Raw genomic sequence first — 23,019 nt, forward strand, 5'->3', positions numbered from 1 at the left:
TTATCAGTTATCAGTAACCAGTGAAAATTTAACAGCGAGCAGTGAACAATTTCTTTCTGAAGACCGATGTGTTATGAAAATTATTATAGTGTTCGCGACTGCAAGAACAATTATTAACTATCAGAAAACAATTACCAATTACCAATTACCAATTAGCAACTAATAACTGCTCACTGCTCGCTGTTCACTGTTCAATGACTCAACTTTGCCATTCACCAAAGTCTTGGGTAAATTGAGCCAGTGATATTAAATTTATTCGCGTATCTTGTTGAGCATTTTCTCTTTCTTTGGCAGTATTATAACCCCAGTCGCAAAGGAACAATTCTACCTCTTGTAAATCTTCTTGCACTTTTACTTTTTGTAACGTTTTTATCCGGTCTTCTAAAAACCATAGATTAACCGATGAATAGTTAGAATCTTGTTTTAATTCTCGCAATATTTCATATTTAGGACGCTTTTCTTCTTTACCGAAAATTGCTTCTCGCGGTAAATCAAAACCTGCTTTTTGCAACAATTCTTTGACAAAACGTCCTTCTTTTGTTGTCACTATATATAATGCAGTTTGAGTATTATATATATTTTGAATTCTTTCTACTACTCCGGGATAAAATTTATGCATACTTAGCCAACCATCTAAATCATTGGCTATCCATTCATCGCGCTGCGTATCTAAACTAAAAGCAATTTCCTGGGCTGAAAAGTCATTTTGACGAAGAATTTTTTGAGATATATCATGCCATGCTTGCAAAATATTATCTTCCTCAAAACCTTCTAATAATGCTTTTACTAACACTGGCATTTCCCAACCAGTTTCTATTACAGGACGAAGGCGATAAAATTTATTAGCTATTTCTTCTGTTTGATTTTGGTTCGCACAAGGCCAAAATTTGCAGTGAGTACGCCAAGCTACTTGAAAGTATTCTATCAAGCCGTTACAGATTACACCATCAAAGTCCAAAGCTAGAATTGTCGGGCTAATTGCGGTCATTTTATGAGTTTGCGAAACTGCTTTTGTAAGCTTATCGAATTTGCGATAAATTTGTGCTTTTTTTTGTTGAAATTGTGCTACCTACGTGCCTAAGTTAGAATTAACATAAATTCGTCCGAGAGTTTAAGGCGGGAGTTATGAATAATCCTTTTCCAGGAATGAACCCATATTTGGAACAGCCAGAATTATGGCATCAAGTTCATAACCGCTTAATTGTAGCAATTGCAGATGAAATTACTCCACAAGTAGCTCCTCAATATCATGTTGCTATCGTAGAACGAGTTTATAGCAGTATTTCAGACAATTTGCTTGTCGGAATTGCAGATGTAGCAGTTTCCCGACGTAATGATTCAAGCGAGAGAATTGCTGTGATGACGCAGGAATTAATTCAACCTAAAAAAGTATCGGTACCCATACCAGAAGAAACCGTAGAAAGATATTTAGAAGTTCGTTCGACTCAATCTGGAGAAGTAATTTCAGTAATTGAAATACTTTCACCCAAAAATAAACGTTCTAAACAAGGTAGAGAAGCTTACGAAAATAAGCTAATATTTTAAATTAGTTTTTCGTCTGGTTCCCAGGTTCAACCTGGGAACTAGGTTTTGGAGGCTCTGCCTCCACTGATGAAAACACTACAACTCTTCAGTAATCTTCACTTCTTTAGAAAGATATTTAAACCAAGTAAAATATAAGGCAATTGAAAGCATTATAAACACTGCCAAAAGAGTACCAAAAACATCCCAGCGCTTCATCATAAAGGTAATTCCCAGCATAAATAAAGTCAATTGCCAGGGAATTGCAATCAATGTAGAAACAATATCGCGGCGATTTTCGTTTTTAATTTTCTGCTGGATATTAGCAGGAAGATTTTTCCGCACTATTCCCCAAAAGCCGAATGGTCTGGTAACTTTATAGAAGTTATCTATTACCTGTAAATCTGTTGGTTGGGTTGTAAATGTGCCGATGATGCAGCCAATGAATGAGGAAATACTAGGGATGAGAAACAAAGCATATTCTTGTAACTGTGAATCTATATTCTTGATGATGAATGCTTTAGTAACTATGGCTGCTAACATCCCTGCTGCCGTACCAGCAGCAAATCCATAACCGTTAAAGCGCCACCAATACCATCTTAATACCAAAGGAATTGCTAATCCTGCTCCCAATCCCAAGGTTAGCCATCCCCAAATTTCGTTAATATTTTTAATTTGGTAACTAAATAGCATTCCTACAACTACAATCACTACCGATGCTAAACGACTTTGGGTAAGTAGTTGCTGGCTGGATGCTTCGGGTTTTAGATATGCTTGATAAATATCTTTTACCCAGTAAGCGGCGCTGGAATTAATGATAGAGTCAAAAGTAGACATTGCTGCTGCAATAAAACAAGCTATTAATATTCCTTTAATTCCTACTGGCACGTATTCTCCAATTACCGTAGGTAAAATCAATTCTGGATCTGATATAACCTCTTGGGTTGCTCCGTAATGAATGCCCAGCATCGCAAAAGCGGTAACAAGTGGCCATCTGAATGAAAGTAAGAGAATCCAGAACAAAGAAAGTAAACCCGCTTCCCTATCGCTTTTAGCAGCAAAATAACGTTGAACCATATAGCCACCACCCCCACCGATACCAGCCATACATTCTTTGATTAAATAAAAGAAAATTACTCCACCGAATAAATTAAATGCGGAATAGTCTCCAGGTAAATCCAAAGTTAAAGATGGTGAAATACTGCTCCAGTCAGCAAAATTCCACTGTTTGAACTCAAAACCATCACCAGCAGGAATCGAAACTGAGAATGTATCGGGAATAGTTGCAGTTTGCAGCGCTAAGACACAAACGTAAATTATCGCCACAAAAATCAAAACACCTTGAAAAACATCAGTCCAAACAACACCGTAAAAACCGCTGGCAGCAGTGTACACCAAAGCTAGAGTCACTAAAGCAAGTGAAGCTAGTTCATCGTTAATTCCGAGAAATTGACCTAAAAATTTACCGCCAGCAACAGTAAAAAAGCTCATGGCTCCCACTGCAAACATTAAATTTGCGATCGCGCTAATAATCCGAGCCGTATTTCCTTCCCTTCCTTCACCGAAACGAAACCGCATCCATTCAGCTAACGTCATTACCTGAGCGCGACGATTCCATTTACCCATAAAAATCATCAAAATTGCCATGATTAACACCACACCACCGCGAATTTCGATAAAAAATCCTTTGGCTCCCACTGCGTAAATCAAAGCACTGATAATCATCGTACCCGCCAAATCGGTATTCGATGCCATCCCCGAAGCACCCAAAACCCACCAAGGCATATTACGGTTTCCCAAAAAATAGGAATCAATACCCGCGCGAGCTTTTCTTTCCAGATAAATCCCAAAGATTACTATAGAAATTAAGTAAACAGCAATTATTAGATAATCAACTAGCTGTAGCATGTATTTTTTAGTAGTAAGTAATAACAGGGAAGATACAGCAAACCCCTGTTCGCATCAAGTCTCTTATTTAACGGTTTGGGTTTCCGTGGATTTTGTTAAGTAATGTATTGCTCTTAGTTGTGTTTGGGCGCTATTTATGTTTATCAAAGCAGTCATCATAACTAAGACTAATTTGTGAAAATTATATTTATATAGCTTTAATACAGAGGAACTTATGTCTAATTAAAAATGTCAAAACTAGTGATATTACTTACTTTAAATTTGTAAAAGCCCTATAATTACTTATCAATTTATCGTGGCTTAAGCAACAAAACTGTGATGTATTGCGAGCTGTTAGTCAACCATTTGTAACAGATAGAATTTACCATTATGCAAATAATCTTCAATTCTAAATTTATTTCTCAAAAGTTTTTTCAAAGCCTTGTAATTTCCTTAATGTTGTTCGTACCAGTATTGACAACTAATCCTGCAAGCGCAGCAAAACCAGAACACGTTAAAAAGTTATTAGATACAAAAAAATGCAATCGATGCGATTTAAGTAGTGCTGACTTTAATCGTAAAAACCTCAGAAAAGTAGATTTAGGTTCTTCGGATTTAAGTTATGCCAATTTGAGTTATGCACAATTAAATCGTGCCGAATTATATCGCGCTAATTTACGCAGCACTAATTTGAGTCATGCCGATTTAAGTTACGCCGATTTGAGTCAAGCAGATTTAAGTAATGCCAATTTGAGTAATGCCGATTTAAGTTATGCCGATTTAAGCGATACTAAGTTAACTGGTATCAACTTATCTAATACCAAACTCAGGGGAACAAGACTCGATGATGTTAATCTCTATGGTGTCAATTTAAGTGGTGCGGATTTATCTGGTGTTAACTTAAGGTACGTAAACCTTAATGGTGCCATTTTAAATCGAGTTAATCTTAAATATGCGAATTTAAAAAATTTCGATTTTAAAGGTACATCGCTACAAAATGCCGATTTATCTGGCGCAAATCTGAGAAATGCCAACTTCAGAAATGCCAAACTTCAAAATGCTAATTTAAGTAATACTAACCTCGATGGTGCGAATCTTCGATATGCAGAATTGATTGGAGTTAGACTTAATGGCGCAAGTTTGCGAAATGCCGATTTAAGAGGCGCTAATTTAGATATAAAATACATCCCTGATGACAATTTTATTGCTGATGCTTCTGACTTTATGAACTGGGGACACAATCGTTATCACCGAGACGATTATCAAAGCGCGGTTACTTATTATAGTAGAGCAATAGAACTTGATTCTAGATCCGCAGCAGCTTACACTTATAGAGGTTTAGCTAAAAGTAAATTACAAAATTATCAAGGTGCCCTTGATGATTACGAGCGAGCAATAGAAATTAATCCTAGTTACGCCGAAGCATATAATAATCGGGCTTATCTCTACATTCAGCAAGAAAAATATCAACTTGCACTTCAGGATTTTGATCGAGCAATTAGTATTAATCCACAATATGCTTCAGCTTACAATGGTAAAGCTAGTATTTATGTTGAGCAAAAAGACTATTCAAAAGCAGTACAGAATGCAACAGAAGCGATTAGATTTAATTCCAGATATGCCCGAGCATATAACAATAGAGGTTTAGGGCAATACGGCTTAAAAAATTATCAGGCTGCGGCTAAAGATTTTCGTAACGCGATTAAATTCTCTCGTCGTTGGGCGACAGCATATTATAATTCGGGACGTGCCCGTTATGCGATTGGTTTATATAAAGATGCAACCAAACATTTTGATAAAGCTATCAAAATCAATCGAGAACATGTTGACGCTTACTACTATAGAAGTTTAGCTCGCTTCGATCGCAAGAAATATGAAGATGCAATTAAAGATAGCAATCGAGTAATTGCACGTAACCCCAGTTATGCAGCAGCTTATGAAATAAAAGGTAAATCTTTGCTGGCATTAAATAAACCTGTTGAAGCCAAACAAGCTTTTGACAAAGCCGTTAAAATTTATGCTCAAAAGCAGGATAAAGAAAGTTTGCAACGCCTGCAAAAAATGATTGCTGGTATTTAAATAAAACGCCAAAATGCCTTCACCCTCCAAGGGTGGGGCTATCACAACAAAGCCCACCTACGTAGGCTAGTTTATGAAAAATGCTTTATGTAAAATATGAGTTAAAAACGCTTCTTAATTGAAATAGGGCTTCCTCGCAAACTAGATTTGTTTTAGCCAATAACATTTTCCTTAGAACACGATATTTTTCGCAAACTTGAAATAAAAAAGTATTTACCACAGAAGTTACATCCAAAATACCGAACATTACATAAAAAATCTTAATATTAAAAATAAATTATCTTGCGATTCAATTGGGGCACCTCGCAGCAGAGGAGATTCTTATATTAGAATGATAATGCGAACACTAGTACTAGTAAAGAAGCCTTGCGTGAGTGAGGGGAAGAGTGGGAAGATTTTTTTTACTAACTCGCAACTTGCTACCTAATACTCCTAACTATTCACTGGTAACTAGTAACTGTTAACTGCTCACTGATAACTGTTCACTGAAAATGCGTCCTATTGCTGTAGATTTGTTTGCGGGTGCGGGGGGGATGACTCTTGGTTTTGAACAAGCTGGTTTTGATGTGCTTGCTGCTGTAGAATTAGACCCAATTCACTGTGCTGTTCATGAATTTAATTTTCCTTTTTGGTCTACTTTATGTGCAAGGGTAGAGAAGATTTCGGGTAAGAAAATTAGAAGACTTTCTACAATTAGAAATAAAGAAATCGATGTTGTATTTGGTGGTTCTCCCTGTCAGGGATTTTCGATGATGGGAAAACGGGCTTTAGATGACCCCAGAAATTCTTTGGTATTTCACTTTTTACGGTTAATTTTAGAGCTACAGCCTAAATATTTCGTATTTGAAAATGTACCGGGTTTAACTGTAGGGGAGCATCGCATATTTCTATCAACAGTAATTGCAGAATTTGAGAAAAACGGTTATCGAGTAGAAGCGAATTATCAAGTCCTGAATGCTGCTAATTATGGGGTTCCTCAAGACAGAGCTAGATTATTTATCTTCGGATGTCGTCAAGGTTTAAATTTACCAAAATATCCCCAGCCACTTACTGCACCCAAAATATCTAAAAAATCAAAATATATTGTAAATAATCCCGATTTACCTGCAACTCCTACAGTATGGGATGCGATTTGCGATCTACCGGAAGTGGAAAATTATTCAGAATTGATTGAAAGAGATTGGGTAATTGCTAAATATGGTGAACCAAGCAATTACAGCAGTCAATTACGGGGTATTTCATCAATCGAAAAGAATTATTCTTACGAACGTTTATTTGATAATTTTTTTCTTACTTGCAGTACTCGTACCAAACATAATTTGCAGTCTATCAGCAGATTTAAACAAACCGAACCCGGTAAAACTGAACCAGTTAGCCACTTTCATAAACTAGCAGCAAACGGTATCAGCAAAACTCTCAGAGCGGGAACACCTAGAAATCGCGGTGCTTTCACTTCTCCCCGCCCGATTCATCCGGTAACTCCTAGATGTATTACCGTCAGAGAAGCAGCGAGATTACATTCCTACCCCGATTGGTTTCGCTTTCACCTGACAAAATGGCATGGATTCCGGCAAATAGGAAACTCAGTTCCTCCTTTGTTAGCTAAGGCGATCGCTACAGAAATTATTCGAGCTTTAGAAATCACTCCAGTTAAACCAGAACAAATACAGCCATTAGGTGATGATAGTTTATTAGAGTTAAATATGTCTCAAGCCGCTAAAAAATTTGGAGTTGATGAAAATATTATCGAGCGGAGGATAAGGAAGAAAAAACAAGATTAGGTAATTGGTAATGGGTAGTGGGTAATATTCTTGTTTCTTCTCGTTACAAGGCAGAGCCTTGTAATGCCTTTGATGAAGGCTCTGCCTTCAGTTTTACAAAAAAAGGCAGAGCCTTTTACCATTGCGTCACTAGGCAGAGCCTAGTAACGAGTGTTAACTATTCCTTTCCTTCATTAAACAATCGCGACAATTGACTCAAGATTCTAGCCCTAGCATCTGTAGAAGTGTTTTTCAATCCGTATAACTTAAGTTTACTTTGAACAACTTCGACAATATTATCTTCTAAAAGATGCTCTAATAAATCATCAACGATATCTTCGTTATTTTCTTTATTTGTCAGATCGAAAACATCTGTTAAATAATAAATTTGTTCTATTCCTTTTGATTCAAAGTACTGTACTAATCGCCATGCATCGAAGGCTTGCGGATAATCTACAAAGCCAGCATGGATATCAACTACGGTATAAGATTTTTCCGATTGAAAATAAACGCCTACTCCGTGTTTGTCAAAAGTCCATTTTTCTTCTTGCAGTGACAGTAAACCTTGACGAGGACAATTTGCAGAGAAAGATTTAATTACATTGGGATATATCTGGCGAAATGTACAATTAAGATTGTTTTGCAGTTTTACGAACTCTGAAATGATTTGAACTGCCGGACTCGTTTTGATTGACGACTTCATTTTCCGTACTCCTAGCCTTTATTTTGCCGATAAATAGCCCAATGGAGCTATTTTCAATAATAATTTTCTCGCTTTTGGGCTGTATCTTTAAGAATAATCAAATAATGCTGAGTTATACAACCTAACGTAGTTTTTGATAAAAATCAAATAACTTATATTACCGTTTTGCGATTTCAAACCTTTCTTATAAATTTATACTCACCATATGCTTTTGCTAAAATAGATAAAAATGATTCTAAGTAATTTTACTAGACGAAGTAAATTGTAAAAACTTTTTATATTATGGTTAACTCATAAATAATTTGTCAATTTTTTTGTGAATTTTATATACATTTTTGTATTTTCTCAGAACAATTTCGTAATTGCGAAAACATAGTTAATTAAAAGATGTGAAATATATCCTTGATAATACTGAATTAATGATTTATATGTTCGGAGAAAGCATAAAATCTTCACTTCTAACGCTTAACTATTTATTTTATAAATGGGAACTATGGATATAGTGTTAAATTCTTTAGTTTTCTAGTTCCCATAATGTTAGCAGAGCATCTACTTACCATTCCCAAAACTGAATACGAATCGATGACTAAGAAAATTAAGCAATTGGAATCTTCTGTAAATACATTAGAAACAAGATTGCACGGTTTAGCCGATAACGTACCGGGGATGATTTATCAATTTTGTCTTAATCCCGATGGTACCATGCACGCACCTTATGTATCTTCAGGTTGTCAACTAATTTATGAAGTAGAGCCGCATTGTATTCAACAAGATTCACAAATAATTACCTCGATGGTGCATCCAGATGATATAGCTTTGTTGGAGCAAACCATTTTAGAATCGGCTCAAACTTTACAAAAATGGGAATTAGAATGGCGCATCAGAAGCCCTTCAGGTTTAGAAAAATGGCTACAAGGATTTTCACAACCCGAATTACAACCAGATAACTCTGTAGTTTGGTACGGTTGCATTATTGATATTACCCAACGCAAGCAAGCTGAAATCGACATAGCACAAATAAACGAAAATTTACAAGCAAATGTACGAAAAAAGACTTTAGAATTACAGCTTTCTCAAGAAAGATTACAGCGTTTAGCCGATAAGGTACCGGGAATGCTTTATGAATATCGATTTGATGCTGAGGGGAATGGTTCATTTTCCTATGTCTCTTCCGGAAGTCATTTGATTTATGAGCTACAACCAGAACAAATCCTACAAGATGTAGAACTTGTCAATCAGCAAATTTATCCTGAAGATAGTCTCAAATTACAAGAAGCTGTTTTCAAGTCTGCTCAAACTCTTGAAAAATGGGAATCTTCTTGGCGCATTACTACACCTTCGGGTAAACAAAAGTGGTTGCAGGGTATTTCCCAACCAACATTACAAGAAGATGGTTCGATACTTTGGTACGGTTGCTTTGTTGATATTACCAAACGCCAGCAAATAGAAACAGAATTGCGGCAAAAAGAAGCTCAATATCGCAAAATATTTGAAACAATTAATGATGGTTTTAGTATTTATGATTTAGAAACAGAGAAAATAGTAACGGCAAACTTGGCAGCTAGCGAAATGCACGGTTATGCTCAAGCAGAATTTTTAGAATTACATCCTACAGCTTATATTCATTCTTCCTGCCATCATTTATTTGCAAATTTAATTGAAAGTATATCTTCCGGTACACCTTTTCATTCGCAATCAATTGATGTATGTAAAGATGGTTCTACAATAAATGTTGATCTTAAAGGAATTCGCTTTATTTACAACGGTAAAGCTTGTGCTTTAATAACAACAAGAGATATCACGGCGCAAAAACGGGTAGAAGAAAAAATACAGCAACAAGCTAAAACTCTTCAATTAGCTTTACACAAAATCAAAAGCACCCAAGCCAAACTTGTACAATCGGAGAAAATGTCATCCTTAGGGCAAATGGTAGCTGGAGTTGCTCACGAAATTAACAATCCAGTTAATTTTATTCATGGAAACCTCAAACCTGCTTGCGAATACGTGCAAGATTTATTGCGGTTGCTTAGACTTTACCAACAACATTACCCCCAACCCGACTCAGAAATTCAAACAGAAATCGAAACAATCGAACTCGATTTTCTTCAAGAAGATTTAATTAAAATACTTAAATCTATGCAGGAAGGTACCACTCGTATCCGAGAAATTGTTTTATCGCTGCGAAATTTTTCCCGATTGGATGAAGCTGATTTTAAGAAAGCAAATATTCATGAAGGTATTGATTCCACCTTGATGATTTTAAATAACCGTCTCAAAATTAAACCAGGTAGCCCCGAAATTCAAATAATTAAAGAATACGATACTTCATTACCTGCAATCGATTGTTATGCTGGACAACTTAACCAAGTATTTATGAATATTTTGGTCAACGCCATCGATGCATTAGAAGATAAAATGAAAAAGAATAAAGATAATCTTAATTATCAAATTACTATTAGTACTAAATTTGTTCAGTCAAAATTTGTTAGAATCACAATCGCTGATAATGGTTGTGGAATACCTACGGCTATCCAAACTAAACTATTTGACCCGTTTTTCACTACCAAAGAAGTCGGTAAAGGTACTGGGCTAGGATTATCTATTAGCTACCAAATCGTAGTTGAAAAGCACCGTGGAAAACTTTATTGTTATTCTAAGCCAGCAAAAGGAACCGAGTTTGTGATTGAGATACCAGTTTTGCAGTGAACAGTGAACAGTTACCAATTACCAATTACCAATGCCCAATGCCCCATGCCCCATGCCCCATGCCCCATGCCCCATGCCCAATTCCCAATTATGAATTATGAATCAGCAAGAAACTCATTTAAATCGCGCTCGTGCTAGTCTCAGACAGGCAATGTCATGGTATGGCAATTTGCGTAAATCGGGGTTTGATTCGGAGTTAGCGGGTTTGGTTAAGCCGGAAATACAGCTTTTAACCTCTAATCTAAATAAGCTCGATTACAACGTGATTCGCATTGCTGCTTTTGGGTTAGTAAGTCGCGGCAAATCTGCGGTTTTGAATGCGCTGATGGGACAAAAGATTCTGGAGACGGGGCCACTTAATGGTGTTACTCAATACCCGCGCTCTATTCGCTGGAATCCCGGTGGGAAGGTAGAAGTTGAATTAATTGATACTCCAGGTTTAGATGAAATTGCTGGGGAAGCAAGGGGACAAATGGCTCGGGAAGTTACCCGTCAAGCTGATTTAATTTTATTTGTTGTTTCTGGTGATATTACTCGTACAGAATATGAAGCACTGCTAGATTTAAGGAAAGCTCAAAAACCGTTAATTTTAGTATTTAACAAAACCGATTTATATCCCGATACTGATAAAAAAGCAATTTACGCTAATTTACAACAATTAGCTGCGGGAAGTTCCATGAAGCCCTTGAAACCCGATGAAATAGTTATGGTAGCTGCTGAGCCTGCACCAATGGAGGTTAGAGTTGAATATGCGGATGGTACCGAGGATTATGAATGGGAAACTTTACCACCGCAAATAGAGCAACTTCAACAAACTATTTTGACAATTCTCAATCGTGAAGGGCGTTCCCTTTTATCGTTAAACGCTTTGGTACAAGCAAGAGATGCGGAAGAATCCATTGCATATAAAACAATAGAATTGCGAGAAAAAGAAGCAGAAGATTTAATTTGGCAATATGCAAAATATAAAGCATTGGCTGTGGGTTTAAATCCTATCGCAATATTTGATGTATGCGGAGGGATTGTGGCGGATTTAGCATTAATTCGCTCTTTGTCTCGACTTTATGGTTTACCAATGACTGGTTATAAAGCTGGAAAACTGTTAAAAACTATTTTATTTAGTTCCGGTGGTTTGTTGTTAGGGGAATTAGGCAGCAGCTTTCTTCTGGGTTTTGGAAAGAGCGCGATCGCAGTTACTAGTAGTGAAAATCCCATGAATATCACCGCGTTTGCAGGAACCGCCGTCACGCAAGCGGGTATTGCCGGATACGGTGCTTATTCCGTAGGTAAAGCTGCTCAAGCCTATTTAGAAAAAGGCTGCTCCTGGGGTGAATTAGGGGTTAGTAATGTAATCGAAGAAATATTGCGGGAAGTTGAACCCGATACTATTTTGTATCGTTTGCAGCAAGAGTTGGGGAATTGGTAATTGGTAATTGGTAGTTAAATCAATCCATAACTAATGCGAATTTTCCATTAGCAGAACCTTTTTCTATTTTTCCTAAAGCTTTTGCTGCTTGTTCTAAATTTACAGCGTTTGGTTTTTCTGGTTTAATTGCACCTTCAGAATACCAAGTCATTAATTCAGTTAAAGCTTGTTTGACTGTGGCAGTATCTTTTAATGTATAAGCTGCAAAATCTACACCAATAACCGAACAATTACGTGATAGCAAATCAAGAATATTTACCGTAGGTATCTTACCGCTAGCAGCACCAACCGCTAAAATCCTTCCTTCAAAATTAATACAGTTAAGGGAAGCATCAAAAGCGTCTCCACCAACCGTATCGAGAATCACGTCTGCTCCTTTACCATCAGTAAGTTCTAAAACCCTTTGTGCAATGTCTTCGCTTTTGTAATCAATTGCATAATCCGCACCGCGTGAAGTTACTTTTTGACATTTTTCAGCACCTCCAGCAGTTGCTATTACCTTTGCTCCCAAACGCTTACCAACTTCTACCCCAGCAGAGCCTACGCTACCCGTACCCCCATTAATTAATAAAGTTTCACCACTTTTTAACCTTCCGCAATGCTGGAGAGAAATATAAGCCGTACCGTAAGCAACACAGGCTTTTGCAGCACAAGCAAAATCGAGATTATCCGGCATTTTCACAATGTTAGCAGCAGGAGCAACTAATTCTTCTGCCATTGCTCCAAAACGAACGCCATCCGGAGTAGAGTAAGGTAAAGCGACAAGTACTTTATCTCCTACTTGAAACTCGCTTACTTTCCTACCCAATTCGATTATTTCACCCGCTGCTTCAAAGCCGGGAATTAAAGGTAAAACCGGAGTAATTTGGAAGTTTCCAGTAATAGCTATAACATCGGCAGGATTTAAACCAGCAGCACGTACTTTTACTTTGACTTGTGTTTCATTTGGTTGAGGATTTGGGATTTCTTCTAATTTGATTACAGTTTCGGGAGAACCAAATTCGTGTACTTGAATTGCTTTCATGCTAATTAATTACTCCTATTTTGGTAGAGAATTACTGATTTTAAAAAACCTCAGAGAGCGCGGAGAGCGCAGAGCAAAGAGACAAAGAGAGATAATTGATATTACATAATGATAAGTAATAATTACCGCGTGCTATTGAACCGTAAAACCACCATCAATTATTAGATTTTGTCCGGTAATATAGGAAGCACCATCGGAACATAACCACACAACAGCATTGGCTATTTCTTCTGCTTTACCGGCTCGTTTCATTGGAATAGTATCAATCATTTGTTGAAGAACTTCTTCCGATACATTTGAAAGAATATCGGTATCAATTAATCCAGGGCTGATAGCATTTATGCGAATTCCCTGCTCTGCAAATTCTACAGATGCCGACTTAGTTAACCCGAAAACTCCAGCCTTGGCAGCGTTGTAACTAGAAAGTCCGGGAACGCCAACTACAGCACCACCCATTGATGCCGTGTTAACTATTGCACCTCCTCCAGTTTGCAGCATTGCCGGAATCTGATATTTGAGACATAACCATACAGCTTTGAGATTTACGTCGGTTTCAGCATCCCATTCGGATTCGGAGCGTTCGAGTAGCGGTATTGATTTACCAAAACCTGCATTATTGCAAGCGTAATCAAGGCGATTGTATGTCTCTAAAGTTTTGTTTACTAAGTTTTCAATTTCGGCAGTCACAGTTACATCTGTTTTGACGAATATACCTTGACTACCAGCAGCCTCAATTTGACGAACTGTTTCCTCACCTTCAGCTTCTCGTCTAGCGGCTACAACCACCTTCGCACCAGCTTTTGCAAAGGCGATCGCGCAGGCTCTACCAATTCCGGAACTACCTCCGGTTACAATTGCAACTTTTCCGTTCATATTTTGTGACATATTATTTAAATGCTTATAATTCTTGGTCGGATGGACGTACTACAATCTCGTTAACGGCTACTTCTGGCGGTTGCTCAATTGCATAACGTACTGCTGTGGTTTTTTCTTACCAGTCGTACCGTTAAAATATTCAGCTATATTCGACTTACCTTCAACCCGCTCAACCGCACCTGGAGGGTGAAAAGGAAACTCTAATACTCCATCATCAGCCCAAAAATACATCAGCTTATCCATATCTCCTGTAGCCAAAGTTGCCATAAAATCTTTAGCTGCTTGAAGGTTTTGTTGATGGGTTGCAGTTAATTCCATATTTATTTTTCCCTATTGCCAATATTTCAGTACTTACGACTTAGCAAACAATGATTCCAAACCCGTGTATGGTTTCAACGGTAAAACTTCTATTTTTAATACCCCCGCTTTCACCATTGGAAATTCTTCTACTATTTTCTGCATCGCTGACAAACTTTCGGCTTCACACATCAACACCGCACCACTCATATCTGCTATGTAGTGAATCGAACGCACCACCTCAGCAGAATATTCTTCCCATACTTTTTGTGCTTCTGGTTGTACGTGAGACATAACTTGCTCTGCTGCTACACCTTCGGGAACTCTTCCAATGAATAAAAACTGCATAATGCTCCCCTGAATTTATCAACATTTACTAAATTCAGCTTAAACAAATTTATCTGTAAAAATCTTGCACAATATTGCTTTAAATTGCACGTTATTGCTTTAATTAAAATAATTGTTTTAAAATTAAATAAAAATAAGGAAAAAGATTTTGAATCAGACATCAACACTAAAAGAAAAGTTACAATCTCTCTTAGATAAAATTACCTCTAAGGATGATTCCCCTGTAACCAATTTAACTTTAGATCAAAGCCTAGTTGAAGAAATTGAGCAGTTAACAACAGAAGTGGAAGAAGTTAATCCCAATTCTCAACCGTTACTCAATGCAATTAATTTATTAAATGGAAAATGGTTATTACAATACTCAACAGCAAGAGAAATTCGTTCTTTATCTTCCCTACCGTTAGGCTTAAAAATTGGTAAAGTTTATCAAGAAATTGACGTTGCTACCAAATCGTTTTCTAATCTAGCTTTTGTTAAACATCCTTTAGGATTAGTATCCGGAAGCGTAAAAGTAACGGCAACTTTTGAACCAGCAGAAGATGAAACCAATAAACGCATCAACGTACAATTTGACAAAAGATATCTTGCAATTGATAACATTATCGGTATTCAAACCCCCAAACTCAATCCATTTAAAGTTGTTCAAGCTAATAATCCTCAAAGTAGAATTCCTACGCTTGACGTTACCTACTTAGATGAAACTTTGAGAATTGGTAGAGGAGGAGATGGAAGTTTATTTATTTTGAAACGTGCTTAATTACTTAATGCTTTAAATATTTAATTATTTGCTTTGTTTGACAAATACTTTCGGAGTAACTCCCACTAAGCGCTTGAAATGTCGGTTAAGGTGACTCTGATGAGAAAAACCGACAATATGGGCAACTTGAACAATTGTTAAATCACCTTGTAATAGCAATTGTTTAGCACGCTCTACACGAGTACGAATAATATATTGATGAGGTGGCAAAGTAGTAGACTTTTTGAATTGACGAGTAAAATGATATGGGCTAATTTGTGCTAGTTTTGCCAATTCGTTTAAGCTTATTTCTTGATGTAAATTTTCATTGATATAATCAACTATTGTTCTAAGTTTGTGTTTCGCTAACCCACCTTGAAATTGTTTCAAAGGTTTTTGTTGGCTAGAATAGTTTTTGATTAAATGTACAGATAAAAAATTTACCAATGATTCTAGATATAACAAGTCAAAATTATCCGTTTGCAATTCCGAGCGCAAAGTCAAACCCAACTGTCGAATTAATGCATCTTCTGCCGTCCAGTTTTCAATAATTTCTAAATTACTACCACGGTATTCATCAGCTGCATTAGTAATAATTTTTGTATCTAAATAAATTGCAAGTAGCTCCGATTCTTTTTCCCAAAAAATCTCTCTGTCTAAATAAGGTGGAATAATTGATACCTGTTCTTGAATGATAGATAAAGTTTTTTGTTTACCAGTTGCAGTTTCAGAACGTACTTTAATTAAAGAATCACCTATAGGTACAGCAATTTTTATTTGTGGTGTACTGTGTTCCGAAAAATATCTTTGAGGTATATAAGAATTAGTAATTTTTACGCCATCAATTTGTAGCGTTTTATTCCATATCTGTTGTGAGATATTGGCTTCTTTGTCTAAAATTGTCACAGCAGCAAGTTTCGATACCAGCAATATTAAAATTAGAATAACTTTTTATTGCCGTTATGGATATAGGATTCCTATTTGAATTTTCTGTTCCCTATTCCCTGTCCCCTAGCCCCTAAGAGTTATTCAGAAATAAAAACGGATTCCTATAGTAGATAAATATTGTTTATTCTTATGCTAACTAAACACTTTGAAAAAAGGAGGTGGGGAGAATAATTGATAAATCCTAATTCTTTAGCTATTACTCGCAACTCTATAAATATGAATACCAATCAACGACAGCACTACCAACAAATAATTTTATCTCACGCGAGAAAACCGCAACACAAAGGTAAAACTAATCCCATACATCGCCAAAATCAAGGTGAAAATCCTTACTGCGGGGATAAAGTTGAATTGACGTTAATGCTGAATGAAACAGAAACAAAAATAGAAGATATTAAATTTGAAGGTGCGGGGTGTGCTTTATGTTTAGCTTCTGCTGATTTAATGGCAGGTGCTGTTAAAGGTAAAGATGTATCAGCAGCGCTATTAATGGTAGAAGATTTTCGTAAAATGGTGATGGGAGAAAGTACCTTAAAACCACCTTTAGAAAAACTCAATATTATGCAAAGCGTTTCTCAATTCCCGATGCGGGTTAAATGCGTTACATTGGCTTGGCATACTTTGAAAGGTGCTTTGATTGCGGAAAAGTCTGATGAAAAACAACTTTAACAAGAAAATTATATTTACTTAGATAATATAAATAGCTACGAAAGATACTTTCAGTATTGATACTGATTTAAATGTAAAAATATGCAATATACAATCTGAAGTAAGTTAATATTCTTTTTAATAAATTTCAGGATAATCAATTTAGATTTTCTGAAAGTATTTATTTCAATATAGAAATCTACTTTGATTCTTAATAAAAGTAGATATTAAAAAGTTGTGTCATCAAGCCTGTATAACTTCAGGTAAATACACAACAAACTATATTTTGTTGAGTTAATCATATTTAAATCTACCAAATTCTGTAATTTTCAAACTTTATCTATAATATAAGCAGAATATGCTGTTTAACTCTTTAGAATTCATATTTTTATTTCTGCCAATTGCTCTCCTAATATTTTTTCAAATTGGAAAATTTGGAAGCTATCGATTTGCAATAGTCTTTCTTGTAGCTGCGTCTTTAGCCTTCTACGGTTGGTGGAACCCGCCTTATTTACTGTTACTAGTTTTTTCTCTAATATTTAACTTCTTTATAGGTTCGGCTTTAAGTGATAAAATCAAAATAAATTTTAGTAATAAATTACTGCTAACTTTAGGAATTATTGTCAACCTTGGTTTAATTGGTTATTTCAAGTACGCTAACTTCTTTGTATCTAGCATTAATAGTTTTACTGGTACTAATTTCAATATTGAAACTATTATCCTTCCTCTGGCAATATCATTCTTTACCTTTCAGCAAATTGCTTATCTGGTAGATGCTTATAAAGGAGAAACCAAAGAATATAATTTTCTAGACTATTGCCTTTTCGTCACCTTTTTCCCACAATTAATTGCTGGTCCAATTGTACACCATAAAGAGGTGATGCCTCAATTTGCGGATAAATCAACCTATCGGTTTAACCCTGAAAATATGGCGGTGGGAATTACTATTTTTAGCTTAGGATTATTCAAAAAGGTTGTATTTGCAGACAATATAGCAGTTTACGCTACTCCAATATTTAAAGCTGCATCAGAAGGTGTAGCACCGACTTTATTTGAAGCTTGGATTGCTGCTTTAGCCTATACATTACAACTTTATTTTGATTTTTCAGGCTATTCAGATATGGCGATTGGTATATCTAGGATGTTTGGAATCAAGTTACCAATTAACTTTAACTCTCCTTATAAAGCTATTAGTATTAGCGACTTTTGGCGCAGATGGCATATTACTCTGTCGAACTTTTTACGAGACTATCTTTATATTACTCTTGGTGGTAGCCGTCAAGGTGAAATTCGTCGCAATGCTAACTTATTAATTACCATGCTCTTGGGTGGGTTGTGGCATGGTGCTGGCTGGACTTTTGTTTTCTGGGGTGGGTTGCACGGAACTTATTTGATTATTAATCATCAATATCGTTCGTTACGGAAGCGTTTAGGACATGATTTAAAGAATACTAATTGGTTTGATAGAGGTTGTGGTTGGTTATTAACCTTTGTTGCGGTTGTCGTTGGTTGGGTATTTTTCCGTGCTGAAAGTATAGATACTGCTTTGGTTATTTTGAAGGGAATGATTGGTTTGAATGGGGTGTCTGTAGCTGAATCTTTATCAGGTAAATTGGGATTTTTACAAAATTGGAATATTCAAGCTAATGGATGGCTGCCAATTATTGGAGGCAAATTAACAGATATTGTTTTATTCATAAATTTCTTATTAATAATTACTTGGTTTACACCAAACACTCAACAGTGGATGATTAAATTTAATACGACTCTTGAACAGGATGCAATGAACAAAGATGAAAAGCATCAGAATAGTGTTTTGGAAAAATTAGCTTGGCAACCAAATATAAGCTTTTCCATCATATTTGGTACTATTTTTTTCATAGCTATAAAATTAATTTTAGAGGCTCCTAAAAGTGAATTCTTATATTTTAACTTCTAAACAAACTTGGTTATCTAAGAAATATATACTAATATTCGTATCTGTTTTTATGATTTGTAATTTACTTTTTACGTTATTAGTATTTTTTCAAAATGGTATTACTACAGATAAACAAACAGATATTCGTCACTGGGTATATAGTACAAAAACAGAACTGGTTAAATCTATTAGTCAAGAAAAATTATTAGTAATTTCCGGTTCTAATTCCGCATTTGGTATTAGCTGCGATATGATTGCGAACAATATTAAAGTTCCTTGCATTAATGGAGGAACTACAGCAACATTAGGCATAGACTATATACTATACAATGCTCGGTCTTGGGCAAAAAAAGGAGACGTAGTACTTTTACCCTTAGAGTACGTACATTATAGCCATAGCGGAATACCCAATCAAGAGTTAATTAGGTATACATTTGCTTATGACTTTAATTATTTTAAGCAAGCTAATTTGATGAAAAAGATTAGGATGCTATACGGCTTACCTTTTGGGTATCTAATTGATAACTATATTTTTAAATTTAAAGGCAAAGAATATCAAAATAGTCAGAAAGTAGAGAAAGATATTATTTATAAAGTCTATGGTCAACTAAATCAATATGGAGATGTTACCGATAATACTAAAGCTAATATGACTCCAAAAATGCTCAAGAAAGTTGAAGCATTAGAACCTTTGAAATTTAAAAATCAAGAATTTGGAAATCCTGGAACCGAAAGCATAATTAGGTTTATAAAATGGTGTAAATCAAAGAATGTAAAAGTCATTGCTACCTGGCCAAACACAATCTGGTTTGAAACCTACAATAGAAAAGAAGAACAAGAGTATTTACAAAAAATAGACAAACTTTACGATCAGCTTCAGGTTCCTGTAATTGGTAAACCTAGAGATTTTATGTACGATAAATCCTTGTTTTACGACTCAGCCTATCACTTAAATGCTAGAGGTGTGCTTCAGCGAACTCAACAGTTGATAGATATATTGGAGCCTTATTTGAAAGAGATTAAAAGTTCGTAAAACTAATTTTATCTTGATTTTGCTTGCTTCGTTGTAAAAAATTAGTAATTTTTACAACGAAGCAAGCCGTGGTCCAGAAGCGGAAAAAGCTGCGGAAATTCTTTAGTAAATGTATTTGGGAAGTAGTCACTGTCGATTTAATGGCTGGTGCTGTGAAAGGTAAATATGCATCGGAAGCGCTATTAATGGTAGAGAATTTCCGTGAAATGGTGATAGGAGAAACTACCTTAAAACCACCTTTAGAAAAACTCAATATTATGCAAAGCGTGGCTCAATTCCCGATGCGGGTTAAATGCGTTACTTTGGCTTGGCATACTTTAAATAGTGCTTTGGTTGTGGACAAAGAAATGTAAATATTACAAATTAAGTATTTTTCCGCTGCTATTTAAATAATTAAGGTAGGACTCTGTTAGAAACACGGAATAAATATTTGCGAAAGCCATAACTTATACCCATAAAATAAACTTTTATTAATTTTCGGGATTATCACTGCTTTTTTTATACCCATAAAATCAATTTTTGTAAATTTTCAGTATTATCACTGTATTTTTGCTAAAAAAGAAGCAAAATCTCTTAAAGGTTTCTTGATATGGCATCATACAAAGTTAACCTGAAAAAAAACGTATTTAGAGGATTATATGCAAAGAAAGCCAGGATATTTTTGTTAATTACTGTTTTTATCATGGCTTTTGCTGGTATTTTGCTATCAAATTGTTTGATGGGAACCCAGCCAGCTTTCGCTACGTTTCCTAAAAATCGCTTTAGACTTCTACAGCCCGCTCCCACTCTACCAGTAGGTTATTATGACTATTTTGGACAACTACTTAGCCCTAGAAGAGCAGCCAGACTAGTTAGAAAAGAAGGATTAGATGCTCGAGATCCCATTTCCTACCAAAAAGTAGGTGCTGTGGAAATTACTCAAGAATTAATCGACAAAGGAGAAGATATATTCCTCAATCGCAAGATTGGTGATGACTTTGGTTTGCAATCGGTATTTGGTTTTGCCCAAGGTTTTTCTACCATCGTGCCAGAAATCAGAACGGCAATTGGGCAGTTGGGTGGTAAACCAACTAACAACTTACAAATTACTCTTGAAAAAGATATAACATTAGGCAGTCGGACTTTCCCCTCTGGAACTGCTGTAAATACGGGTTTAAAAGTGGAAAGGGGAGGAAGTCTTCCCCTGGGATTTATTCCTGACAGTCAAACCGGGGCAATAGGTATTACCTGTGCGGCGTGTCATGCCATCCTCTCAGATGAAGGTGAACGATTGCTGGGAGTTCCCAATGGTCAACTTAACATTCCTTTGTTAATTGCATTGTCACCAAATACAGCTGCGGGGTTTGCACGGTTGAACTTTGACCCCTTAGATCCACAATATCAAGGTAATGGTAAGACTATTATCGATAGCAAGGGTCAATCAGTAGAACTACCTGACCCTGTTCTTTTGGAAACAGCCTTTGATGATGCTGTATTAGATGTACCTTCTGGTCATTTTGAGAGTTCGCCAGATGGAATCAATAACACCACTCAAATTCCTAGTTTGTTCACCTTTAAAAATAATCCTTACTTAGCTGATGGACAGTTTGCTGTGGGCCCATTTGCTGGACTCAGTGCAGTTAACAATGCTGTTCACTCTTCAGAAATTAATCTGTTGGCAGCTGCCCAATTGAGTGAAGAAACCCTCGGAATCGATCCAGAAGTTTATATTGGTACATTTCTGCAAAATGCTTTAGATCCAAGGTTACGTTTGCCGGATGGAGTAAAACCCTCGGAGTGGTTGCGACAGAAACAGCAAGAGTTGGGAGTTTTATTCGCAGAATTAGAAGACCAAATTCCTGCTCCTGGTGCAGGTGATTATCCCAATCTGCGTCCTAGTTTGGTTACGTACAATGGTTTAATTTTCTCCCCCAATAGTGAAAACCCTAATGACATTGCTAGTGGCAAATTCTTCTTTGCTAACAATGCCATGTCTGCTTTCCAAAATAGCTTAGTACCACCTGCCAACCGCACAAAGGAAAATTGGCAAGCCTTGAGAAGGGGTTCGGTGCAGCGGGGAGCAAGAGTATTTAGGAAAGCAAATTGTGCAACTTGCCATATCCCACCTTTCTTTACAGACAACCAAATTCATCCCATTAATGAAATTGGTACTAACTCAGCCCGCGCTAAGTCTCGGTTGGAACTCAATGACTTGTTAGTAGAACCCAAGTTATACAGTTTTGATACTCCCGTTCCCATACCTGCCGGTGCAGAAGTGCTGGACGTTCCAACAGAAGGTGTCTCGGATACTCCCACAACTTTGCCCAAGGGTATATTACCGGATGGTGGTTATAAAACTACTTCCTTACGCGGTCTTTATTTGAGCGCACCCTATTTACATGATGGTGGTGTTGCAGTACGGCAAGGAAGTCTAGAAGTTACGCGTAATGGCAGATTTAGAGTTGTCGATCCTAGTGGTTTAGGGCTAACTGGCACTCTCAGTCAAGGTTTACCTGCTGATGCTGCTAGCAGCTTGCGTGCTTTATTAGACCGGGAACTCCGCGAACAAGTTATACAAGCCAACAAAGCTAATCCCGCTTTAGATCCAGAACGGAGTAACCTGGATGGTACAGGTCATGAATTCTATGTAGATAGAGAGGCTGGGTTTAACTACAGGCAGCAAAAAGACCTGATTAATTTCTTGCTTGCACTCGATGATAACCCTGGCAGATTCTAAATAAAACCCCATAAATCTACGGGGTTTGAGTCGCAACCGCGTAGGCTTTACACAAACATTCATATGCGGCTTAAAGGAATTCCCTTAAATGAGCAAAAACATCCATAACGGTTGCTTGATATAACCAGGACTTACGCAATTGTCATAATAACTGGCTGGTGCGTGACACTGAAAATATTGTTACTACGTTCGCAGTTGCTCAAAGTGTCACAGCACCCTACAAGAAGAATGTGCCGGTTGCGTAAGTCCTAATAACAAGGGTATTCCTTTTTTTATTTTTCTAATCTTCGACTTTAACGCAAAGGAACGCAAAGGTATACGCAAAGGGACACAGAGTTTTTCTCATATGTTAAACAATTCTCATTACAACAGAAAAAGTATTGCAAAACATGA

General features: G+C 36.5%; 19 protein-coding genes. 11 read left to right on the plus strand and 8 right to left on the minus strand.

Going from position 1 to position 23,019, the window contains the following annotated elements; genetic code table 11:
- Positions 1 to 199 precede the first annotated feature (199 nt).
- Positions 200 to 988 (minus strand): HAD family hydrolase, encoded by a 789-nt coding sequence (locus tag RIV7116_RS27140; protein ID WP_015121532.1) that lies wholly within the window; start codon positions 986 to 988, stop codon positions 200 to 202.
- Positions 989 to 1,125: 137 nt separating this feature from the next.
- Here RIV7116_RS27140 and RIV7116_RS27145 point away from each other — a divergent pair, with 137 nt between their 5' ends.
- Positions 1,126 to 1,545 carry a DUF4058 family protein gene (locus tag RIV7116_RS27145; RefSeq protein WP_015121533.1) on the plus strand — a complete coding sequence of 140 codons (420 nt, stop codon included), beginning with the start codon at positions 1,126 to 1,128 and terminating at the stop codon, positions 1,543 to 1,545.
- A gap of 75 nt (positions 1,546 to 1,620) precedes the next feature.
- Here the strand turns inward: RIV7116_RS27145 and RIV7116_RS27150 are convergent, their stop codons facing one another.
- Positions 1,621 to 3,429 carry a Na+/proline symporter gene (locus RIV7116_RS27150; protein ID WP_015121534.1) on the minus strand — a complete coding sequence of 603 codons (1,809 nt, stop codon included), beginning with the start codon at positions 3,427 to 3,429 and terminating at the stop codon, positions 1,621 to 1,623.
- 369 nt (positions 3,430 to 3,798) lie between these two features.
- Between RIV7116_RS27150 and RIV7116_RS27155 the strand changes: the two genes are divergently transcribed.
- Complete coding sequence (locus tag RIV7116_RS27155; protein ID WP_044291220.1) at positions 3,799 to 5,487, plus strand: pentapeptide repeat-containing protein; 1,689 nt, start codon at positions 3,799 to 3,801, stop codon at positions 5,485 to 5,487.
- 491 nt (positions 5,488 to 5,978) lie between these two features.
- Positions 5,979 to 7,268, plus strand: coding sequence for a DNA cytosine methyltransferase (locus RIV7116_RS27160; protein WP_015121537.1), 1,290 nt, complete (start codon positions 5,979 to 5,981; stop codon positions 7,266 to 7,268).
- A gap of 157 nt (positions 7,269 to 7,425) precedes the next feature.
- Here the strand turns inward: RIV7116_RS27160 and RIV7116_RS27165 are convergent, their stop codons facing one another.
- A complete protein-coding gene (locus RIV7116_RS27165) occupies positions 7,426 to 7,950 on the minus strand; it encodes a hypothetical protein (protein WP_015121538.1) in 525 nt (174 codons plus the stop codon).
- A gap of 534 nt (positions 7,951 to 8,484) precedes the next feature.
- On the opposite strand from RIV7116_RS27165, the gene RIV7116_RS27170 reads away from it, so the two are divergent.
- Both RIV7116_RS27170 and RIV7116_RS27175 read left to right on the plus strand, forming a co-directional pair.
- Positions 8,485 to 10,656 carry a PAS domain S-box protein gene (locus RIV7116_RS27170; RefSeq protein ID WP_015121539.1) on the plus strand — a complete coding sequence of 724 codons (2,172 nt, stop codon included), beginning with the start codon at positions 8,485 to 8,487 and terminating at the stop codon, positions 10,654 to 10,656.
- A gap of 97 nt (positions 10,657 to 10,753) precedes the next feature.
- Positions 10,754 to 12,082 (plus strand): GTP-binding protein, encoded by a 1,329-nt coding sequence (locus tag RIV7116_RS27175; protein ID WP_015121540.1) that lies wholly within the window; start codon positions 10,754 to 10,756, stop codon positions 12,080 to 12,082.
- Positions 12,083 to 12,101: 19 nt separating this feature from the next.
- Here RIV7116_RS27175 and RIV7116_RS27180 read toward each other — a convergent pair whose 3' ends face one another.
- The 4 genes from RIV7116_RS27180 to RIV7116_RS27195 form a co-directional block, all read right to left on the minus strand.
- On the minus strand, positions 12,102 to 13,106 hold the full coding sequence (locus RIV7116_RS27180) for an NADPH:quinone oxidoreductase family protein (RefSeq protein WP_015121541.1): 1,005 nt from the start codon (positions 13,104 to 13,106) through the stop codon (positions 12,102 to 12,104).
- A gap of 132 nt (positions 13,107 to 13,238) precedes the next feature.
- Positions 13,239 to 13,991 carry a glucose 1-dehydrogenase gene (locus RIV7116_RS27185; protein WP_015121542.1) on the minus strand — a complete coding sequence of 251 codons (753 nt, stop codon included), beginning with the start codon at positions 13,989 to 13,991 and terminating at the stop codon, positions 13,239 to 13,241.
- 57 nt (positions 13,992 to 14,048) lie between these two features.
- Positions 14,049 to 14,300, minus strand: coding sequence for a nuclear transport factor 2 family protein (locus RIV7116_RS27190; RefSeq protein ID WP_015121543.1), 252 nt, complete (start codon positions 14,298 to 14,300; stop codon positions 14,049 to 14,051).
- A gap of 33 nt (positions 14,301 to 14,333) precedes the next feature.
- On the minus strand, positions 14,334 to 14,627 hold the full coding sequence (locus RIV7116_RS27195; RefSeq protein ID WP_015121544.1) for a hypothetical protein: 294 nt from the start codon (positions 14,625 to 14,627) through the stop codon (positions 14,334 to 14,336).
- A gap of 148 nt (positions 14,628 to 14,775) precedes the next feature.
- Between RIV7116_RS27195 and RIV7116_RS27200 the strand changes: the two genes are divergently transcribed.
- Positions 14,776 to 15,384, plus strand: coding sequence for a PAP/fibrillin family protein (locus tag RIV7116_RS27200; protein ID WP_015121545.1), 609 nt, complete (start codon positions 14,776 to 14,778; stop codon positions 15,382 to 15,384).
- A 24-nt stretch (positions 15,385 to 15,408) separates the two neighbouring features.
- On the opposite strand, the gene RIV7116_RS27205 is transcribed toward RIV7116_RS27200, so the two are convergent.
- Positions 15,409 to 16,269 carry a helix-turn-helix domain-containing protein gene (locus RIV7116_RS27205; RefSeq protein WP_015121546.1) on the minus strand — a complete coding sequence of 287 codons (861 nt, stop codon included), beginning with the start codon at positions 16,267 to 16,269 and terminating at the stop codon, positions 15,409 to 15,411.
- Between the two features lie 258 nt (positions 16,270 to 16,527).
- Between RIV7116_RS27205 and sufU the strand changes: the two genes are divergently transcribed.
- The 5 genes from sufU to RIV7116_RS27230 all read left to right on the plus strand — a co-directional run bounded on the left by sufU (position 16,528) and on the right by RIV7116_RS27230 (position 22,626).
- Positions 16,528 to 16,980 (plus strand): Fe-S cluster assembly sulfur transfer protein SufU, encoded by a 453-nt coding sequence (gene sufU, locus RIV7116_RS27210; protein ID WP_044291222.1) that lies wholly within the window; start codon positions 16,528 to 16,530, stop codon positions 16,978 to 16,980.
- A gap of 337 nt (positions 16,981 to 17,317) precedes the next feature.
- The gene (locus RIV7116_RS27215; protein WP_015121548.1) at positions 17,318 to 18,898 is read left to right on the plus strand and encodes an MBOAT family protein; all 1,581 of its coding nucleotides are present in this window, start codon (positions 17,318 to 17,320) and stop codon (positions 18,896 to 18,898) included.
- Positions 18,873 to 19,910 (plus strand): hypothetical protein, encoded by a 1,038-nt coding sequence (locus RIV7116_RS27220; RefSeq protein ID WP_015121549.1) that lies wholly within the window; start codon positions 18,873 to 18,875, stop codon positions 19,908 to 19,910. The genes RIV7116_RS27215 and RIV7116_RS27220 overlap by 26 nt, the downstream gene beginning before the upstream one ends.
- 68 nt (positions 19,911 to 19,978) lie before the next feature.
- Positions 19,979 to 20,263 carry a hypothetical protein gene (locus tag RIV7116_RS27225; RefSeq protein ID WP_198287559.1) on the plus strand — a complete coding sequence of 95 codons (285 nt, stop codon included), beginning with the start codon at positions 19,979 to 19,981 and terminating at the stop codon, positions 20,261 to 20,263.
- A gap of 236 nt (positions 20,264 to 20,499) precedes the next feature.
- Positions 20,500 to 22,626, plus strand: a complete 2,127-nt coding sequence (locus tag RIV7116_RS27230) for a di-heme oxidoredictase family protein (RefSeq protein ID WP_015121550.1) — start codon at positions 20,500 to 20,502, stop codon at positions 22,624 to 22,626.
- Positions 22,627 to 23,019: the final 393 nt, after the last annotated feature.

Origin of the sequence: Rivularia sp. PCC 7116 (genome assembly GCF_000316665.1) — a bacterium.
Lineage (GTDB): Bacteria > Cyanobacteriota > Cyanobacteriia > Cyanobacteriales > Nostocaceae > Rivularia.